Origin of the sequence: Alkalihalobacillus sp. CinArs1, assembly GCF_947387515.1 — a bacterium.
Taxonomy (GTDB): Bacteria; Bacillota; Bacilli; order Bacillales; family Guptibacillaceae; genus Guptibacillus.
On the sequence record NZ_CANDOB010000001.1, the window covers coordinates 863618 to 879398 of the forward strand.

Here is a 15781-nt window from a genome sequence, read left to right on the forward strand (position 1 = left end):
TCATCCTTTTCGTATAGTAAAGACTTTCATTCATACACTAACAAAAAAATATTGAGAAATTGTGCAAGATATTATTTGTTATAAAGTAGCAATAACAAACAAATCAAGCAAGCACCTACCTTGTTAATGCGATAGGTGCTTAAAAAAGATCCAGCTACAACACTTTTATTCTACAGTTAATTCTGATTCTGTCACCCACTTATGATTCATTACTTCTTCGCCTCCTGTAGTCGGCGTATAATCTACCATGTAAACAGTCGTAGGATGAGCAGATTCGATGACAGCTTCAGCTCCGTTCATACCCTTCTTATGTGAAGCTGCTAGCGTAACTTCACTTCCCTCTTTTAAGCTCTTAACGCCAGCATCTTTTATTTCCTCATGTATTATCCATTTGTGGTCATTTACTATTTCACCACCTGTAGTAGGCTTATAAGAAATTACATATGCTGTCGTTTGATATGCACCTTTAATCGTAGCTTCAGCACCATTCATTCCTTTCATATGATTTGCTTTGATGATGGCTTTGCTACCAACCTCAAAGGTTGGATTATTCGCTTCCTTCAATCCCTCGGGAATATCACCAGACCCTGAGTGGTTCATATCATCCATACTTTCTTGTGAATTAGAGTTCATGTTTGAAGATTCATTTGTACTCTCTTTCATACCTTCATTAACACCGCACGCAGCTAATAGTAATACGAGCATAAAAAGTGTTATAGCTATTTCGCTTTTTAAATTCATTGTTCTCCTCCTGTTTCCGTTATCTAACATTTATTTTAAAGTCTATATTTACCCAAAAATTTAATCATTAACCAGGATAGCTTACTGTCATATCTTTTTCACGAAAGAATGGTTGGAATAATCCAAAAGATGTCTTGCTATTGTATGAAAATTATTCAGCTCAATTCGGCTGATTCTTGTGATCTCCACCAAGATCAAAAGGTGAATAAACACCTTTATAATCTACAATCGTTACCATTCCACGATCAGCATGGTTATTATCATGACAGTGAAACAGCCATTCTCCTTGATTGTCAGCTTTAAAATATAGCGTGTATTCTTCTCCAGGCTTAACATGGAGAAGGTCTTTTACAATCGGGGCATCGTAGTTGGTTCCATTCTTTGCAGCAACTTGAAACCTGTGCCCATGCAAATGCATAGGGTGATTCATATTACCAGAATTCGTTATCTTTACTTTCACGATATCTCCTTCTTTTACACTGATAGGAGGCGTTTCTGGAAACACGTGATCATTGATTTGAAAAGCTACGCCATCCCCCATGTCCATCCCCATGTTTAAATCCATGTTATACGTCACGTCCGGCTCAGGTACTTCTTCAAAAATGATTTCTTCACTTCCAAATGAAGTGCCAGTTGCCACTTCGGATGATGAAGGGGATCGATTGCTTTGCACAGAATCATCATTCCTACTAGAAACCACTGGAATAATTATATCATCTGCATGTTCTTCATTAGCGTTTTCTTGAATGACTCTAGGTTCACTAGTCTGTCTCGTGTATGATACGTCAATTCGTTCCCCTGGAGCAATTTCCAGCACGCTCGAGGTGCGATCCGCATTCTTAACTTCTTCACCATCCACCTCGATCACTTTCATAGAATTCTTTGGAAAAACCAATTGATGCTGCTGGTAACCTGCATTCACAAAGCGTAACCTAGCCGTTTCTCCTTCTTTCATTACAAGTGGTTCAATGGCCTGTCCCGCTTTTCCATTCACTGTAAACGTATCATACATTTGTTCTGTATCAGATTCACCGTTTCCTGACATCGCACCCTTCATCATACCGCCCATGTTCGTAATATCTCTTTTCTCCTGATTGACGGCCCATTCATCAAGCATATAAAACTCGTCTTTGTCATACTCTTTCTGTTTCTCTTCAATAACAAACGAACCATAGAGACCTTTATCTACCTGCTTGGAGCTATGCTGATGAGAATGGTACCAGTACGTTCCTGCATCGTTTGCAAGAAATTCATAAGTAAAGGACTCACCCGGCTGCACAGCATCCTGTGTTAATCCTGGGACACCATCCATTTTATTTGGCAGAATCATCCCATGCCAGTGAATCGTAACCGGAACCTCTAGTTCGTTTTTCAGGTGAATACGAACGTAGTCTCCTTCCGTAACGCGCAAAGGCTCACCAGGCACAGTACCGTTGTAGGTCCAGGCATTTACTTTTTCACCACCACCGATATTCCATTCCGTTTTCTCCGCGGTGAGATCGAATTCCTTCACAGACCGATCCTCTGGTTCTTGTGCATTCACTTCAAGAATACTTGTCTCCCCTTGTTTCACACCATCTGGTAAAGTAGGATCGCTACTACTAGAAAAGGGAGAGTTAATGAAAACCGCTCCTCCTATAATCAGTAGAATGACGATCATGAGCGATCCGATAACGATTCTTTTCATTCCATTTCACCTCTATATTGTTCGTTTATAATTATCGCCACGTTAATAGGAGCTCACCTTTCAAGATGAACTCCATTACCTCAGTCATTCAGCTTTCTTTTTAAACGGTCATATTCTTCTTCCGAAATCTCACCTTTCGCGAAACGCGCCTTTAACGTTTCATTTGAGTTCGTTGAAGGAGACTTACGCGATCTCGGTTTCATCATCCAAAAAACAATTATAACGATCGCAATGATAATAAGAATCAAGAGAAGACCGAAACCAAAGAAGCCGCCTCCCATTCCACCCATTCCACCGCCATTCATCATATTGTCTCACTCCTTATTTGACTTACTCTTCACTTTTGTACTTTAAGAAAAAATGTTCACCGATAAAGATGAATACAATAAACACAATCGAAACTGCGACGATCAACCAGTCAGTCGTCGCTTTCACCCACATAAATGCGACTAGTACAATCGCATCGAGCGTTAAAGCAGTCAGCACGATTCCTGTTTTAGCATTTACTTTTTCTCGTAAGTGCTTAAAGACTCCCCAATGAACGATCATATCCATCACGAGGTAAAGAATCGCACCTACAGAAGCAATTCTGCTTAAGTCGAATACAACTGCTAATACCATTGCAAGGACAACAGTATAGACGAGCGTATGCTTTTGAATACGCCCTGGCATACCGAAGTGCTTATGTGGAATCAGCTTCATGTCAGTTAACATCGCGAGCATTCGAGAAACTGCAAACACGCTTGCAATAATTCCAGAAATCGTTGCTATGATTGCGATCGCTACCGTAAACCAAACACCATATTCCCCAAACGCGGGTCTTGCAGCTTCCGCTAAGGAATAATCTTTTGCCGTAATAATGTCACTTAGCGGCAGGTTACTCGATACTGCCCATGCAATGAGTAGATAAACGACTAAGCTGATAAGGATTGAAGCGATAATCGCTCGACCCACGTTCTTTTTTGGCTTTACGATCTCTGAACCGCTATTCGTGATGGTCGTGAAACCTTTAAACGATAGAATCGTTAATGCAACTGCTGCTATGATGCTAGCTAAAGTAGATTCAGGCGTTCCGCTGCCACCTTCTGCAGGAGTAATGGAAAAACCTGCGGCCCATAATCCTCCCATTGCAAAAATGACTAAGCCAAGTATTTTTAATAGCGACACAATCGAAGTAAATGTTTGAATAAAACTGTTCCCCGAAATGTTTACTAAGAAAGCAAATAACAACAAGCCAACCCCTAGCACAGGCACAAGATAGCTTGTTTCGTCGACGTTAAACATCTGCAGCGTATACGTACCGAATGTTCGAGCGACAAGGCTTTGATTGATCACCATCGAAACAGCCATCAGCATAGCAGCTGATGCAGTCAACGTCCCTTTTCCGTAGGCTTTAACAAGAAACATTCCGATTCCGCCTGCTGAAGGGTATTCGTTACTCATCTTCACATATGAATAAGCACTAAACCCTGTGACAATCCCACCTGCAATAAAAATCAGTGGAAACCATATACCAGCAAGTTCGGCCACTTGACCAAGTAACGCGAAGATTCCTGCACTGATCATGACCCCGGTCCCTAATCCAATTGCTCCTATTAAAGACAAACTGTTTTCTTTGTATTCTCCCAATACTCTCACCCCACTATCATTCTCTCTCTTAGCTCCTTCCCACCATTTATGCAGATTTCATGCATTTTTTACTTTTCCTTGTTGCATAACCTAAAAGGTGAAATCTTATAAAGAACGTTAAAACATATCTAATAATAAAAAAGGTTCCGATCATCATGCGATGATCGGAACCTTTTTATCAAGTAAGGCTTAGTTCTTCTGTTTTTCTTGTGATTGTGGTGCTTCTTTTTTAGGATCTAGTTGATTAACGTTGTAGTTGTAATCTTCACGATTAACGGGCTCGAAACCTTCTGGATTGTAGAAGCGCAGGAGATCGCCGTAAACAACTTTATCAGAGAGTTCAAGAGACTCTTCGACAAACTTGCCAGGCTGTTCACATGCTTCACCATCTACTTTTTCACCTGTAGGATTCTCGTAGCATTTTTCGTTTACGGAAGTGACCTCAGGTGTTACGAAGTCACCATTTCGAAACGGTACAATTTCACGGTGATCTTCTGATAGAAGATCTGAACCGAATGAAATGAACTCATCTGTTTCTACCCCTAACAAATGTAGAACAGTGTCTCGAATATCGATATGCCCGCCGTATTCGTGTACCTGCTTTCCTTCAAGCCCAGGTGCGGTAATGAAAAGTGGCACACGCTTCAATTGTGCATTTTCGTACGGATTGATTTCTTTATCCATTACTTCACTCATGGCTTTGTTGTGGTTATCCGAAATACCATAGTGATCTCCATACATGACGATCATCGTATTATCATAAAGACCAGATTTCTTCAGGTCATTAAAGAATTGTTCGATCGATTCGTCCATGTATTTCGCCGTCTGGAAGTAACCATTTACCACTGCATCATCTGTTTCAGGTGTAGGGAAATCAACATCTCCCTCATCCATTGTAAATGGGAAGTGGTTCGATAGCGTAAGCATCTTCGCATGGAACGGTTGCTCTAGACTTTCAAGATAAGGCATGGACTGTTTAAAGAATGGCTTATCTTTCAGACCATAGTTATGAACATCCTGCTCGTTCATATCATAGTAGCTTGAGTCAAAGAACTTCTGAATACCAAATGACTTATACATTTCGTCACGGTTCCAGAACGTTTTCCCGTTTCCGTGTAGAGAAGAAGTTGAATAGCCTTTTTGTTCAAGAATCGCAGGCTGCGCTTGATACGTATTACGCGCTTTCTCCATCGCTACAGATCCACTTGGTAACGGATAAAGTGAATTCGCCAACATAAATTCTGCGTCAGACGTTTTCCCCTGTCCAACTTGTTGGAAAATGTTATCAAAATAGAACGTATTCTGATCTTCAACGAGACTATTTAAGAACGGTGTTACTTCTTTTCCATTTACTTCTTTTCCAATCACAAAGCTTTGGAGGGATTCGAGTGAAATATAAACCACATTCATTCCTTCAGCTTTACCGAAGTACTCAGGATTCGGTTCCGTTCTGTTTGCTTCAACAAAGTTGATTACTTCCGTTAAATCATCACTGCTAGCTAAAGCACTTTGTGAATTTGATTTAATCGTTTTAACCGCATCGATGACTTGATAGTTAAACTGTCCAAGATACTTCACAAGGTACGTACGATCAAACGAACGAGTCAGAAGCTGCGGACGATCCGTCTCAGCTAGACCAAGATTGACTACAAAAAAGACTGCTGCTGATGCAAAGATCATGGCGATCTTCTTTCTTTTCAAAGATGCCTGTGGTTTCACAACCTTAAACAGGATCAATCCAAGGATTAGCAGTGTATCAATAAAGTAGAAAACATCTGTAAATTGCATCAACGCAAATGCACTGTCTTTTAACTCTCCTGCATCATTCGAGTGCATCACGGTTGGTAACGTAATGAAATCATTAAAGAATCGATAGTAAACAACATTTGCATAAAGGACAAATGAGAGCAAGAAATCAATAATCAGCATTGCCCACAATCGTTTACGTCCTTTAAAGAATAATGCAAACCCAAAGAAGAACAATAATGAACTTATTGGATTTAATAAAAGTAAAAATGATTGAATACCGTTCTTGATACCCAATTCAAATTCCGTTTGATAGATTGCATAGGTTTTTAACCAGAATAATAGAATGACGCCAAAGAACAATGTCCACGGCTTATTCAACTGGCCTTTTAATTGTTCAAACATGACTGTCATCAGCCTCCTAGCGGAATGCACCGCTTAATATGATTTATGAAATAAATGTAAATTAATTGGATAATGATTAATACTCGAGTATGATACGACCATATTGAGTTAATGTCAAATATGTATTGAAGGATGTATTTAATAAATTTTTGAGTAGATATTGCTAAAAGTTTTCGAAAAAGCTGGTGGATTTCAGGGAATCATTCTGATAATCGATACCGCCGAAGCCTTTTAGATCCTTGCTCTTCTTATAGTTAAAAGGGAAGTTTAGCGATTGACTGAAGTATTGATTTTTACATTAATTGAATATAGATAAGAGGATTTCATTGTAGAAACCCTCCTAATAATTACCACGGATGGAAGTCGAATTTACATATACAAAAGTACCCCCCTTGCTTTTGCAAGGGGGGTACTTTTAATGGATGGAGCATAGCGGGCTCGAACCGCTGACCTCTACACTGCCAGTGTAATGAGTATAATTTCCTGAAGTTATTATTAGTGACCAAAACACTGAGATTGTAGCATTCTATAGGGTTCTCTAAAGAGCAATAATTCCTATCGTATCCTTTCGTTATCTAGGTTAAGTGACCAATGTGTGACCAAAACACTTACTAATGTGTAGCGGCGTTTGCCCCCAAACAACTACACATTTTACAATCATAGAACGCTAACTACAGTAAAAAATAATCGCAAAGATGGAATGTTACATCTACGCAATTATTTTTATACTTGTGTTGTCTGACAATCTATAATTTAGTTGCCTTTGTTTGAAAGCACCTGTTGTTACTATGCCATCCAAGAATCTTTTGAACGGTCGCTCCCTCTAAAACAGTCAATTATTAAATTCAGTAATGAAATTAATGTGGGGTTCCCATGCTTTATATCCCACTTCGTTCAGATACAACCCTAAAGCAAATGTCTAAAATCCCTTGATAATTCTACATTTCTAGCGAAACTTATTATCATACAGATTGTTGTTTTGCAGTAGATCGTGAGTCGTGTTTTGGATGTTTTCTGAAAATCTCTTCTTATCCCTATCATAGCAAGGGGATAAAGTACTTTTTCTCGAGAAGAATCTACTGCATTAGCTTATTATCTTAATTCCATTTTACACCAGAACAATGACAAATCACAAAAATAAATCAGATGCATTTTTCTCATGACTATGAACAATCTTTTTTATATTTCTTGGATTAGCAATTTGATATATATAGTGAATCGTCTTCAATTTGCATGATACTATTTAATTCAGAAACACATTCCTGTAACTTTCCTTTTGTGATTTCTCCTTCAAAAACTTAGTTCTGAGTCCAATCCAAGTACTCGCGTAGCTTTTTACATAACTTGCCCACACGTATTTCTCCTACATCATATTTAACAATAACAAACACCCTTCACCACTACGCTTTCAAAGGTTTATAAACCTCATCATAAATGAAGTGTTTTATGAGCTTATAGCATTCAATTCGAATTAAGTAGCGGTAGGTTGTTTTTCTTTTTAACCAACGATGCATGACACTTCCTTTCAATCGTTCATCAAATACTTTTATAAATCTTTTCTTACCTTCCTCATTCAGATAACATTAAGTGAAGAAGGAAAAATTGGAAGCGATGTAGAATACTATGAATAATACAGTTGTTTAAAATGGATGATATAGATTTTATTCCGATTTAATTTTAATAATACTTGAGGTGCTACACAATGCATTTGCGTTTTTTACATATTTCTGATATTCATTTTCAAGTTGAAAATTATCAATCTAGAAGAATGAGGATGAGGCTGTTAACAAAAATAAATGAGTTAAATCAAGTAAACCCATTTAATTTTGTTATTTTAACAGGAGATCTCTCACATCAAGGGCAAGGTTTTAACGAAAATCAAATGAGATTTTTGAAAGAAATTTTACGTATACTAAATTTATCGGAAAAGCAAATATATATTATTCCTGGAAATCATGACATCAGAAGAAATGGTGATAGAACTGATTTGATAAATGAAATCGTTGAATCAAATAACCCTTCAAACACATTAGATGAATATCTTGAAAATGAGGAGAATAAGTCTAAAATATTGAGTAGTTTCGATTCTTTTTCAACCTTCTATTTTGATTTTTTAACAAAAGAATATCCCTTAAATGATATTCACTTTTTACTTGAAACAGAAAATTATAATATTGTGCATTTAAATACATGTCTCATTGCAAATAGAGCTGGAGAAGAAGGGGCATTACTTATTGGGAAGAATAAATTATTGGATTGTTTATCTAATTTAGGAGTAGATAATAATAAATTATCTATTGCCATTGGGCACCATACATTAGAGTGTATGGCTGATAGTGATAAAAATGCAATGCTAAGTTTATTTGATGATTTTAATATTGATTTGTACCTTTCTGGTCATGTACATAGAGCAGGGTACAATATAGAAGCAAATCAATATAATAATCTTTTAAATATTGTTAGTGCTGGAGTGCACTCAGATGAATATGCTCTAGGAGGTTTCGGAGACTTTTTAATCCAGGATGGAGTTGCAAGAGTTTCCCAATATATTTGGAACAGTGAACATGAATATTGGACTTTAAATAATACGTTAGGTAGAAAAATGGAAAATGGCGTTTTGGAGTATCCTATCCCAAAATTCTCAATTAATAACAATAGATCAGAAGATGAAATAAATAATAAAAAAGATAAAATAAAAAAAGAATTAAGTGAACTATTTTCAGAAAATGAACGAATTTTTAAGCAATATGGACCATTTAGTATTACAGCCCAGCATACCCCAGTTTCAGAGTTTGCATATATGTGGAAAGAAAAGTGCATTACTGATATTATTCCAAATAATAAAAAAATTTTAGAGATACTAGAAAGTAATAAAGAATTAATATCAGATGACAAATTATTTATTCTTTGTCTTTATAAGAATCATATAGAAGGGTTTGAAATGAATCATATATCTAAATATAAAAGTTCTAACGTTCCTATATTTCCCGAAGAAATACTAACAATTTTAGACTAAATAAGGAGGAAGTTATTTATGCCCGAGGGAGGAAGATACGAAAAAAGACCTAGACCAGAAAGTATCCAATATTTTTTAGGTGCTATTGGTAGACACAATAAAGTAAGGAAAATTGAACAAGTCGAAGAGCAACTTTTTAAGATTACCAAAACGAACGGAAGAAAAGTGTTGGTTCACTTGACCAATATTTATACCGTAAGTGAAGCGGAAGTTATAGAAATAATGTCAAGTCATAATCATATTGATGCTATTGTTACCATCAGCACTTGGAATAGTTACTCGGTAAGTGGAAAGGATGTTGCGAAAGCTAACAAAATTGGGTTATTTCTCATAGATGAGTTTATGGGGGCTTTAAATTTTGAAGGAAACCAATTCATTAATTACCTTACTCCGTACCAGCGTGAACAACTTAAAAAAGGAAAACGTTCTTTATTCTAATTTAGATTTTTATCTTTTTGGTTCTTTGCTTTATTCTAATTCACCCAACGATATTGATTTAATAATAGTTTATAATAAAGACGAAATTTCTATTCAAGACATACTTCTTTTGAGAAAGAATTTGTTTTGTTCTTTTACTTCTGAATTTAAAATAACTTTAGATATTACTTTATTGACTAAACAGGAAGAAAAAAGTTTAAACTTTATCCAAACAGAAAAAGCAATACCTTTACTCTAAACCACAAAAAAAGGGCTTTCGTTAAATGAAAGTTTTTTCTTTGTGAAACATTCTACTTAAGGTAACGGGTGCCTTCGTGAAACTAAAAGAGCCTAAATTATGCAAGTTTTTATTCACTACTTGTATATTTCGGCTCTTTTTATATTAATAAAACTTTCTGCCATAAATAGCTTTTATTAATTATAGAAAATCACTTTGGTTTTTAATCTAATTTCCAATTAATTGTGTCACTTAAATGAGCAATTTTACTTGACGGTCACAGCTGACGAATTCGCCCTTCCACTCCCATTTGTTTTACTGTATTGCATATGACTAGAACTTTTTTTGCATCACTAACTTCTACAATCTTTTCAATATAATCTAGGATTTCAATTCCATGTACTGTTATATGATGACGCTTAATCGTATCATCAAAGAAACCTTTCACAACCATGGTTGTCCGACTATTAACAAGGTGCTTTTCTAAAACTTTTAAATACAGATCCGGCATCGTGGCAGTCGGCTTTTAACCGTTTAACTGAAGTAGCAAGCCTACCACGGATACAATTCCATGATTTAAGATATACCCATGCTTCCCTTCTACTTTCAAAAGGAATCAATATCAAGGTGATTTCAGAACGGTTGGGACACAGCAACATAAAAATAACTCTAGACACATACTCGCACGTACTCCCTACGATGCAAAAGAGGCTATCCAAAAGCTAGATGAGATGCTTTTTTAGCAGTGTGTGACCAGTATGTGACCAGAAGCCATTTGTACGACCTTTCTATAAGAGTACAGGGAATTGTAGAAAAAGAAAAAACCCTTATACATCAAGGGCTTTAACGGTTCCATAGTAGATGGAGCATAGCGGGCTCGAACCGCTGACCTCTACACTGCCAGTGTAGCGCTCTCCCAGCTGAGCTAATGCCCCGTATTATGTTGTTGGTAGTCCAACAAACTGTTTTTCCAGCTAGCTTTCATTATACTGAAACGGCTTACATCCATCAAGTACTATTCTCCAATAATATGCATTTGGGCTGCCCTATTACATATAAAAAAGAACGCCGCTCCCACGACGTCCTTCCTCTATCATCGTTTCCCTGCTCCCGACTCAAGCGCAACGATCGCTCTCACCAGAATAGAACCAATGATGCTATAAATAATCAGTGCAAATACCGCCGAAAACTCAATTACAAATTGGTCTCCGAATTCTCGTGTCGGAAAGATATTTCGAAACGGATAGAGCAGTGGTTCGGATAAGTCATAGATCAACTGCACGAAAGGCGCTGAGGGGTTCGCGCTGAACAGCGTCAGCAAGATGCGCAGCCCTATGATTGCTTCTACGATGCCTACTATAAATCGAATAAGCGCTATTAAAAATGACGGTTTCCGTCTTTGTTCCATTGTTATCACCCTTTTGAACAGTCGTCTCATATCTTTACCCCGTATGAAGCATGTGCACACGTGTCGTTTTTTTCCAGTAATAAGTGGACATAATGGGGATGAGAAGGGAGACGTTCTACTTGAATTTTCGAGATGTTATTAATTATATATCGCGCTATCCACTTATATTACAGTTAGGATTTCTTATTGTCTTCATTTTATGCTTCATGGGTTTTATCATGCATTTGATCGAGCCGGAGATTTTTCCGAATATCTTTGAAGGGATCTGGTGGGCGATCGTGACGGCTTCGACGATCGGGTATGGGGACGTTTCACCTGAAAGCAGGTTAGGTAAAGTTGTTGCCATGTTCTTTATTATGTTTGGTGCGGGATTTATGACGTTTTATATGGCGAAGCTTGCTTCAAGCTTTGTTCTTTCGCAAAGTGCGCTAAGCAGAGGGGAACGGAGCTATGAAAAGAGCAACCACTTGATTGTGGTCGGTTGGAATTCAAGAAGTAATCATACGATCAATCATATGCTTAAGCATCAGCCAGAACGCTCAATCGTGTTGATCGATTTTTCACTTCATGAAAATCCACTGCAAGCAGAAGGCGTTCATTTTGTAAGAGGACATCCCGGAGAAGATACGACATTCAAAAAAGCGAATTTAAAGGATGCTAAGACAGTGCTGATAACGGCGGACCAGTACAAAAGTGAGCTTGAAGTCGATATGCAGACGATGTTGACGCTTCTTACTGTAAAAGGAATCAATCCTGATGTGTATACAATCGTTGAGATTCTATCACCTGAACAAATGGCCAATGCAAAGCGAGCTGGGGCTGATGAAATTATTGAAAGTGCGCACCTACTTAGTACAGTGATGATCAATAGCGTCTATTCTCATGGTATTTCAACAACGCTCCTCGAGATGCTGGATCACTTAAAGCCGAATCAGCTTGGGTTTCTTAATGCAGAGGGATATGTCGGAGAATCGTTTTGTGATGCAGCACAGCGGATGAACGAAGAGGATATTTTACTCATTGGAGTAAAAAGGGGCTCTGAATTGATGATGAACCCCACTCCTTCTACGACGATCGATAAGGAAGATCGCCTGTTTGTGATTCACACATAAGGCATAAGCGCAGCCTCGAGCTGCTTCACATAGCGTTCGCCATATTTCATCCACTTCTCGTCAATTTCAGCGTCCTTATCGACAGGTTCCTGAAACTGATTGAACGAAGCGGTGATGTTTCCAATGTTTCCGCCCGGGTCAACACCAGCCTGATACATATGGTGAAGCATGAACGGCTGACCGATCTGGACGATCGCGCCATCCACACCAAGCTCTTTCTTCACAGCTCTGATCGGAACACGGAGATACAAGTACCCGTCTTCATCATCGATTTTATAATCAAAATAGCCGTGGTCATACTCCCAGCCACCGCCGTAGCTATAGCCGAGCTGTCGTAATTTATCTTCCATAATGCTGAGTTCAATCGTTTTTCCTTCAAGTACGGAGTCCATCTCAATCATGGTCTCTTCCTCCCTGTATAAGTGGTCTACGTTTATCGTATCCAAACAAAGAGAAATTCATGTGATGATAAAACAAAAGAGAGTGCCTCGGCACTCTCTTCGCTATTTATTCATTTCCCATTGAGTTCAAACGATCTTCAAGCTCAGCTTTTTCTTTTTCGAATCCTGGCTTCCCTAGAAGAGCGAACATGTTCTTCTTGTATGCTTCTACTCCTGGCTGATCGAATGGATTCACGCCTAGAAGGTAACCGGATACTGCACATGCTTTCTCGAAGAAGAATGCAAGGTAACCAAAGTGGTAAGGAGTAAGCTCTGGGATGTTGACGATCAAGTTCGGTACGCCACCATCTGTGTGTGCAAGCAACGTTCCTTCGAACGCCTTCTGGTTCACGTAGTCCATCGTTTCACCAGCAAGGTAGTTCAGCTTATCAAGGTTCTTGTCATCTTCTTCGATCGTGATCTCGTGACGTGCTTTCTCTACGTTAAGAACCGTTTCGAATAGGCTGCGACGTCCGTCTTGAACGTATTGACCCATCGAGTGAAGGTCAGTTGAGAAGTCAACGGATGCTGGGAATAGTCCTTTGTTGTCTTTTCCTTCACTTTCGCCGAAGAGCTGCTTCCACCACTCAGCAAAGTAGTGAAGAGATGGCTCATAGTTCACAAGAAGCTCGATGTTGATGCCTTTGTTGTATAGAGCATTACGAACTGCCGCATACTGGTACGCTTCGTTCGACGCAAGGTCAGGTGTATTAAGATCATCTGCAGCGTCTTGTGCACCTTTCATCATGTCTTGAATCGAAATGCCGCTTACTGCGATTGGAAGAAGTCCAACAGCTGTTAGGACAGAGTAACGTCCACCAACGTCATCAGCAATAACGAAGCTTTCATAGCCTTCTTCGTCTGCAAGTGTTTTAAGAGCACCTTTCTCTTTGTCCGTTGTCGCATAGATGCGTCTTCTTGCTTCTTCAACGCCATACTTTTCTTCAAGGAACTTTCTGAAGATACGGAATGCGATCGCAGGCTCAGTCGTTGTACCTGACTTAGAAATCACGTTAACGGAAACGTCTTTTCCTTCAAGCAGACTGAAGAGATCTTTCACGTACGTCGAGCTAATATTGTTTCCTACAAAGAAAACTTGAGGTGTTTTGCGCTCTTCTTTTGCTAGCGTGTTATAGAAAGAGTGGTTTAACATCTCGATCGCAGCACGTGCACCAAGGTATGAGCCACCGATTCCTACAACGAGAAGAACGTCAGAATCTGATTTGATTTTCTCTGCAGATTTTTCGATGCGAGAGAATTCCTCTTTGTCATAGTCATGAGGAAGTGTGAGCCAGCCTAGAAAGTCATTTCCAGCTCCTGTTTGGTTATGTAGTGCTTCATGCGCAGCTTTTACTGCATCCGCCATGTATGTTACTTCATGTTCGCCGACAAACGACAATGCTTTTGAATAATCAAAACTTACTTTTGAAGTCATGGTTAGCCTCCAATATCGAATTTTGTTCGTTATAGATGTTCATCTTCACTTTATCGAAAGAAGAATTTTAAATCAAGAAGACTGACCCATGTAAGCGATTACGCTTTGAAATTTTCTTTTAAATGACGAATAACTTGCTAAAATTAGCCACTTACGAAAAATATTACAAGCTGCTTTTCCAAACGAAAAGACCGTTCTGATCGAACGGCCTTTCCACATTTTTTATAGTGAAGCTTTTAGAATCGCCATAACATCATCACGCTCAAGTGATTTAAAGTTACCGAATGCACCATTTGCCATCGCGCGATCTGCGATTAAATCTAGCTTGCTGTCATCGATGTCGTAGTCAGCTAGTCTGTTTGGTGCACCAAGGCTTGTCCAGAATTCGCTTAGCTTATCGATTCCTTCAAGAGCGATGTCGCGATCTGTTTTACCTTCTTCACTAACGTTTAGCACGTTAACTGCAAGACGCTTGAATTTACCTACGTTCACTTCAAGGTCATGTTTCATGAGGTTAGGGAATAGGATTGCGAGACCACCCGCATGTGGAATATCGTATACAGCTGAAACAGCATGCTCGATATTGTGAGCAGCCCAGTCACCACGAACGCCCATTTGTAAAGACTGATTAAGAGCAACTGTACCACTTAGCATAATTGTTGCGCGAAGATCGTAGTTCTTTGGATCTTCAAGTAGCTTAGGTGCTGCATCTTTAATCGTGTTCAGTACAGAAAACTGCATGTTTTCTTGTAGCTCTGTGTCCGTTTCGGAATGGAGATATTGCTCAAGTACGTGAGACATCATATCCACCATACCGTAAACCGTTTGGTCTGTAGGTACAGAGTACGTATGCTCTGGATCTAAGATTGAGAATTGAGGATGAACGAGTGGGTGACCCCAGCCGTACTTCTCATTCGTTTCCCAGTTTGTAATAACAGAACCTGGGTTCATTTCAGATCCAGTTGCTGCAAGTGTTAGAACCGTTCCGAACGGAAGTGCAGCTTCAGGAGCAGCTTTCTTCGTTACGAAGTCCCACACATCGCCATCGTATTTTGCACCAGCAGCGATCGCTTTCGTGCAGTCGATCACACTACCGCCACCAACGGCTAGGATGAAATCGATGCCTTCGTTCTTACAGATCTCGACACCTTTGTGTACCGTTGTAAGACGCGGGTTCGGTTCTACACCGCTTAGCTCAGAAACCTCTGCGCCAAGCTCGTTCAATATATTCATCACGTTATCGTAAATACCGTTCTTCTTAATGCTTCCTCCGCCGTAAACGACTAAGACACGCTTACCGTATTGCGGTATTTCTGTCTTCAGGGCCTCTAGTTGCCCTTTTCCGAAGATTAGTTTCGTTGGGTTTTGAAAAGTAAAGTTATTCAATGCTTTCTCTCCTTTCAAGCTAAATCACGTCTTATTATGCCTTAACTCTGTACTAAAATAAAGAAATCTGTTTGGCAATATTTTTTGTGAAAGGTATAACATTTTAAATTGGAGTTATCTT

At 38.9% G+C, this 15781-nt stretch carries 14 protein-coding genes and 1 tRNA gene; 4 read left to right on the forward strand and 11 right to left on the reverse strand.

The features are described 5' to 3' along the window. Positions 1-165: 165 nt before the first annotated feature. The 5 genes from PFZ69_RS04500 to PFZ69_RS04520 form a co-directional block, all read right to left on the reverse strand. Positions 166-741 carry a YdhK family protein gene (locus PFZ69_RS04500; RefSeq protein ID WP_270179819.1) on the reverse strand — a complete coding sequence of 192 codons (576 nt, stop codon included), beginning with the start codon at positions 739-741 and terminating at the stop codon, positions 166-168. Between the two features lie 160 nt (positions 742-901). Continuing rightward, positions 902-2428: a multicopper oxidase family protein gene (locus tag PFZ69_RS04505; protein ID WP_270179820.1), complete on the reverse strand. Its 1527-nt coding sequence runs from the start codon at positions 2426-2428 to the stop codon at positions 902-904. A gap of 80 nt (positions 2429-2508) precedes the next feature. Beyond that, positions 2509-2736, reverse strand: a complete 228-nt coding sequence (locus PFZ69_RS04510) for a DUF5385 family protein (RefSeq protein ID WP_270179821.1) — start codon at positions 2734-2736, stop codon at positions 2509-2511. A 22-nt stretch (positions 2737-2758) separates the two neighbouring features. Next, positions 2759-4057 carry an APC family permease gene (locus tag PFZ69_RS04515; protein WP_333489728.1) on the reverse strand — a complete coding sequence of 433 codons (1299 nt, stop codon included), beginning with the start codon at positions 4055-4057 and terminating at the stop codon, positions 2759-2761. Between the two features lie 189 nt (positions 4058-4246). After that, positions 4247-6217 carry an LTA synthase family protein gene (locus PFZ69_RS04520; protein ID WP_270179823.1) on the reverse strand — a complete coding sequence of 657 codons (1971 nt, stop codon included), beginning with the start codon at positions 6215-6217 and terminating at the stop codon, positions 4247-4249. A gap of 1693 nt (positions 6218-7910) precedes the next feature. On the opposite strand from PFZ69_RS04520, the gene PFZ69_RS04530 reads away from it, so the two are divergent. Together PFZ69_RS04530 and PFZ69_RS04535 are read left to right on the forward strand one after the other, a co-directional pair. After that, the gene (locus tag PFZ69_RS04530) at positions 7911-9224 is read left to right on the forward strand and encodes a metallophosphoesterase family protein (protein ID WP_270179824.1); all 1314 of its coding nucleotides are present in this window, start codon (positions 7911-7913) and stop codon (positions 9222-9224) included. Between the two features lie 18 nt (positions 9225-9242). Next, positions 9243-9662 carry a hypothetical protein gene (locus PFZ69_RS04535; RefSeq protein ID WP_270179825.1) on the forward strand — a complete coding sequence of 140 codons (420 nt, stop codon included), beginning with the start codon at positions 9243-9245 and terminating at the stop codon, positions 9660-9662. Between the two features lie 494 nt (positions 9663-10156). Here the strand turns inward: PFZ69_RS04535 and PFZ69_RS04540 are convergent, their stop codons facing one another. After that, entirely contained in the window at positions 10157-10390 is a 234-nt protein-coding gene (locus tag PFZ69_RS04540) for a hypothetical protein (RefSeq protein ID WP_270179826.1), read from the reverse strand. A 50-nt stretch (positions 10391-10440) separates the two neighbouring features. On the opposite strand from PFZ69_RS04540, the gene PFZ69_RS04545 reads away from it, so the two are divergent. Next, a complete protein-coding gene (locus PFZ69_RS04545) occupies positions 10441-10605 on the forward strand; it encodes a tyrosine-type recombinase/integrase (RefSeq protein ID WP_270180616.1) in 165 nt (54 codons plus the stop codon). Between the two features lie 136 nt (positions 10606-10741). Here PFZ69_RS04545 and PFZ69_RS04550 read toward each other — a convergent pair. Together PFZ69_RS04550 and PFZ69_RS04555 are read right to left on the reverse strand one after the other, a co-directional pair. Continuing rightward, positions 10742-10814: transfer RNA gene (locus PFZ69_RS04550), tRNA-Ala, on the reverse strand. Positions 10815-10972: 158 nt separating this feature from the next. Continuing rightward, positions 10973-11287, reverse strand: coding sequence for a YggT family protein (locus tag PFZ69_RS04555; protein WP_270179827.1), 315 nt, complete (start codon positions 11285-11287; stop codon positions 10973-10975). A gap of 98 nt (positions 11288-11385) precedes the next feature. Here PFZ69_RS04555 and PFZ69_RS04560 point away from each other — a divergent pair, with 98 nt between their 5' ends. Continuing rightward, positions 11386-12399 carry a potassium channel family protein gene (locus tag PFZ69_RS04560; protein WP_270180617.1) on the forward strand — a complete coding sequence of 338 codons (1014 nt, stop codon included), beginning with the start codon at positions 11386-11388 and terminating at the stop codon, positions 12397-12399. Here the strand turns inward: PFZ69_RS04560 and PFZ69_RS04565 are convergent. The 3 genes from PFZ69_RS04565 to PFZ69_RS04575 form a co-directional block, all read right to left on the reverse strand. Then, positions 12390-12800: a YugN-like family protein gene (locus PFZ69_RS04565; protein WP_270179828.1), complete on the reverse strand. Its 411-nt coding sequence runs from the start codon at positions 12798-12800 to the stop codon at positions 12390-12392. The two genes, PFZ69_RS04560 and PFZ69_RS04565, sit on opposite strands and share 10 nt — an antisense overlap. 106 nt (positions 12801-12906) lie before the next feature. Then, the gene (locus PFZ69_RS04570) at positions 12907-14274 is read right to left on the reverse strand and encodes a glucose-6-phosphate isomerase (protein ID WP_270179829.1); all 1368 of its coding nucleotides are present in this window, start codon (positions 14272-14274) and stop codon (positions 12907-12909) included. A gap of 222 nt (positions 14275-14496) precedes the next feature. Then, positions 14497-15660 carry an iron-containing alcohol dehydrogenase gene (locus PFZ69_RS04575; RefSeq protein ID WP_270179830.1) on the reverse strand — a complete coding sequence of 388 codons (1164 nt, stop codon included), beginning with the start codon at positions 15658-15660 and terminating at the stop codon, positions 14497-14499. Positions 15661-15781: the final 121 nt, after the last annotated feature.

Coding starts and splice junctions, on each gene's coding strand:
- PFZ69_RS04500 (WP_270179819.1), bottom strand. CDS start 741: ATGAATTTAAAAAGCGAAATAGCTATAACACTTTTTATGCTCGTATTA.
- PFZ69_RS04505 (WP_270179820.1), bottom strand. CDS start 2,428: ATGAAAAGAATCGTTATCGGATCGCTCATGATCGTCATTCTACTGATT.
- PFZ69_RS04510 (WP_270179821.1), bottom strand. CDS start 2,736: ATGATGAATGGCGGTGGAATGGGTGGAATGGGAGGCGGCTTCTTTGGT.
- PFZ69_RS04520 (WP_270179823.1), bottom strand. CDS start 6,217: ATGACAGTCATGTTTGAACAATTAAAAGGCCAGTTGAATAAGCCGTGG.
- PFZ69_RS04530 (WP_270179824.1), top strand. CDS start 7,911: ATGCATTTGCGTTTTTTACATATTTCTGATATTCATTTTCAAGTTGAA.
- PFZ69_RS04535 (WP_270179825.1), top strand. CDS start 9,243: ATGCCCGAGGGAGGAAGATACGAAAAAAGACCTAGACCAGAAAGTATC.
- PFZ69_RS04540 (WP_270179826.1), bottom strand. CDS start 10,390: ATGCCGGATCTGTATTTAAAAGTTTTAGAAAAGCACCTTGTTAATAGT.
- PFZ69_RS04555 (WP_270179827.1), bottom strand. CDS start 11,287: ATGGAACAAAGACGGAAACCGTCATTTTTAATAGCGCTTATTCGATTT.
- PFZ69_RS04560 (WP_270180617.1), top strand. CDS start 11,386: ATGAGAAGGGAGACGTTCTACTTGAATTTTCGAGATGTTATTAATTAT.
- PFZ69_RS04565 (WP_270179828.1), bottom strand. CDS start 12,800: ATGATTGAGATGGACTCCGTACTTGAAGGAAAAACGATTGAACTCAGC.
- PFZ69_RS04570 (WP_270179829.1), bottom strand. CDS start 14,274: ATGACTTCAAAAGTAAGTTTTGATTATTCAAAAGCATTGTCGTTTGTC.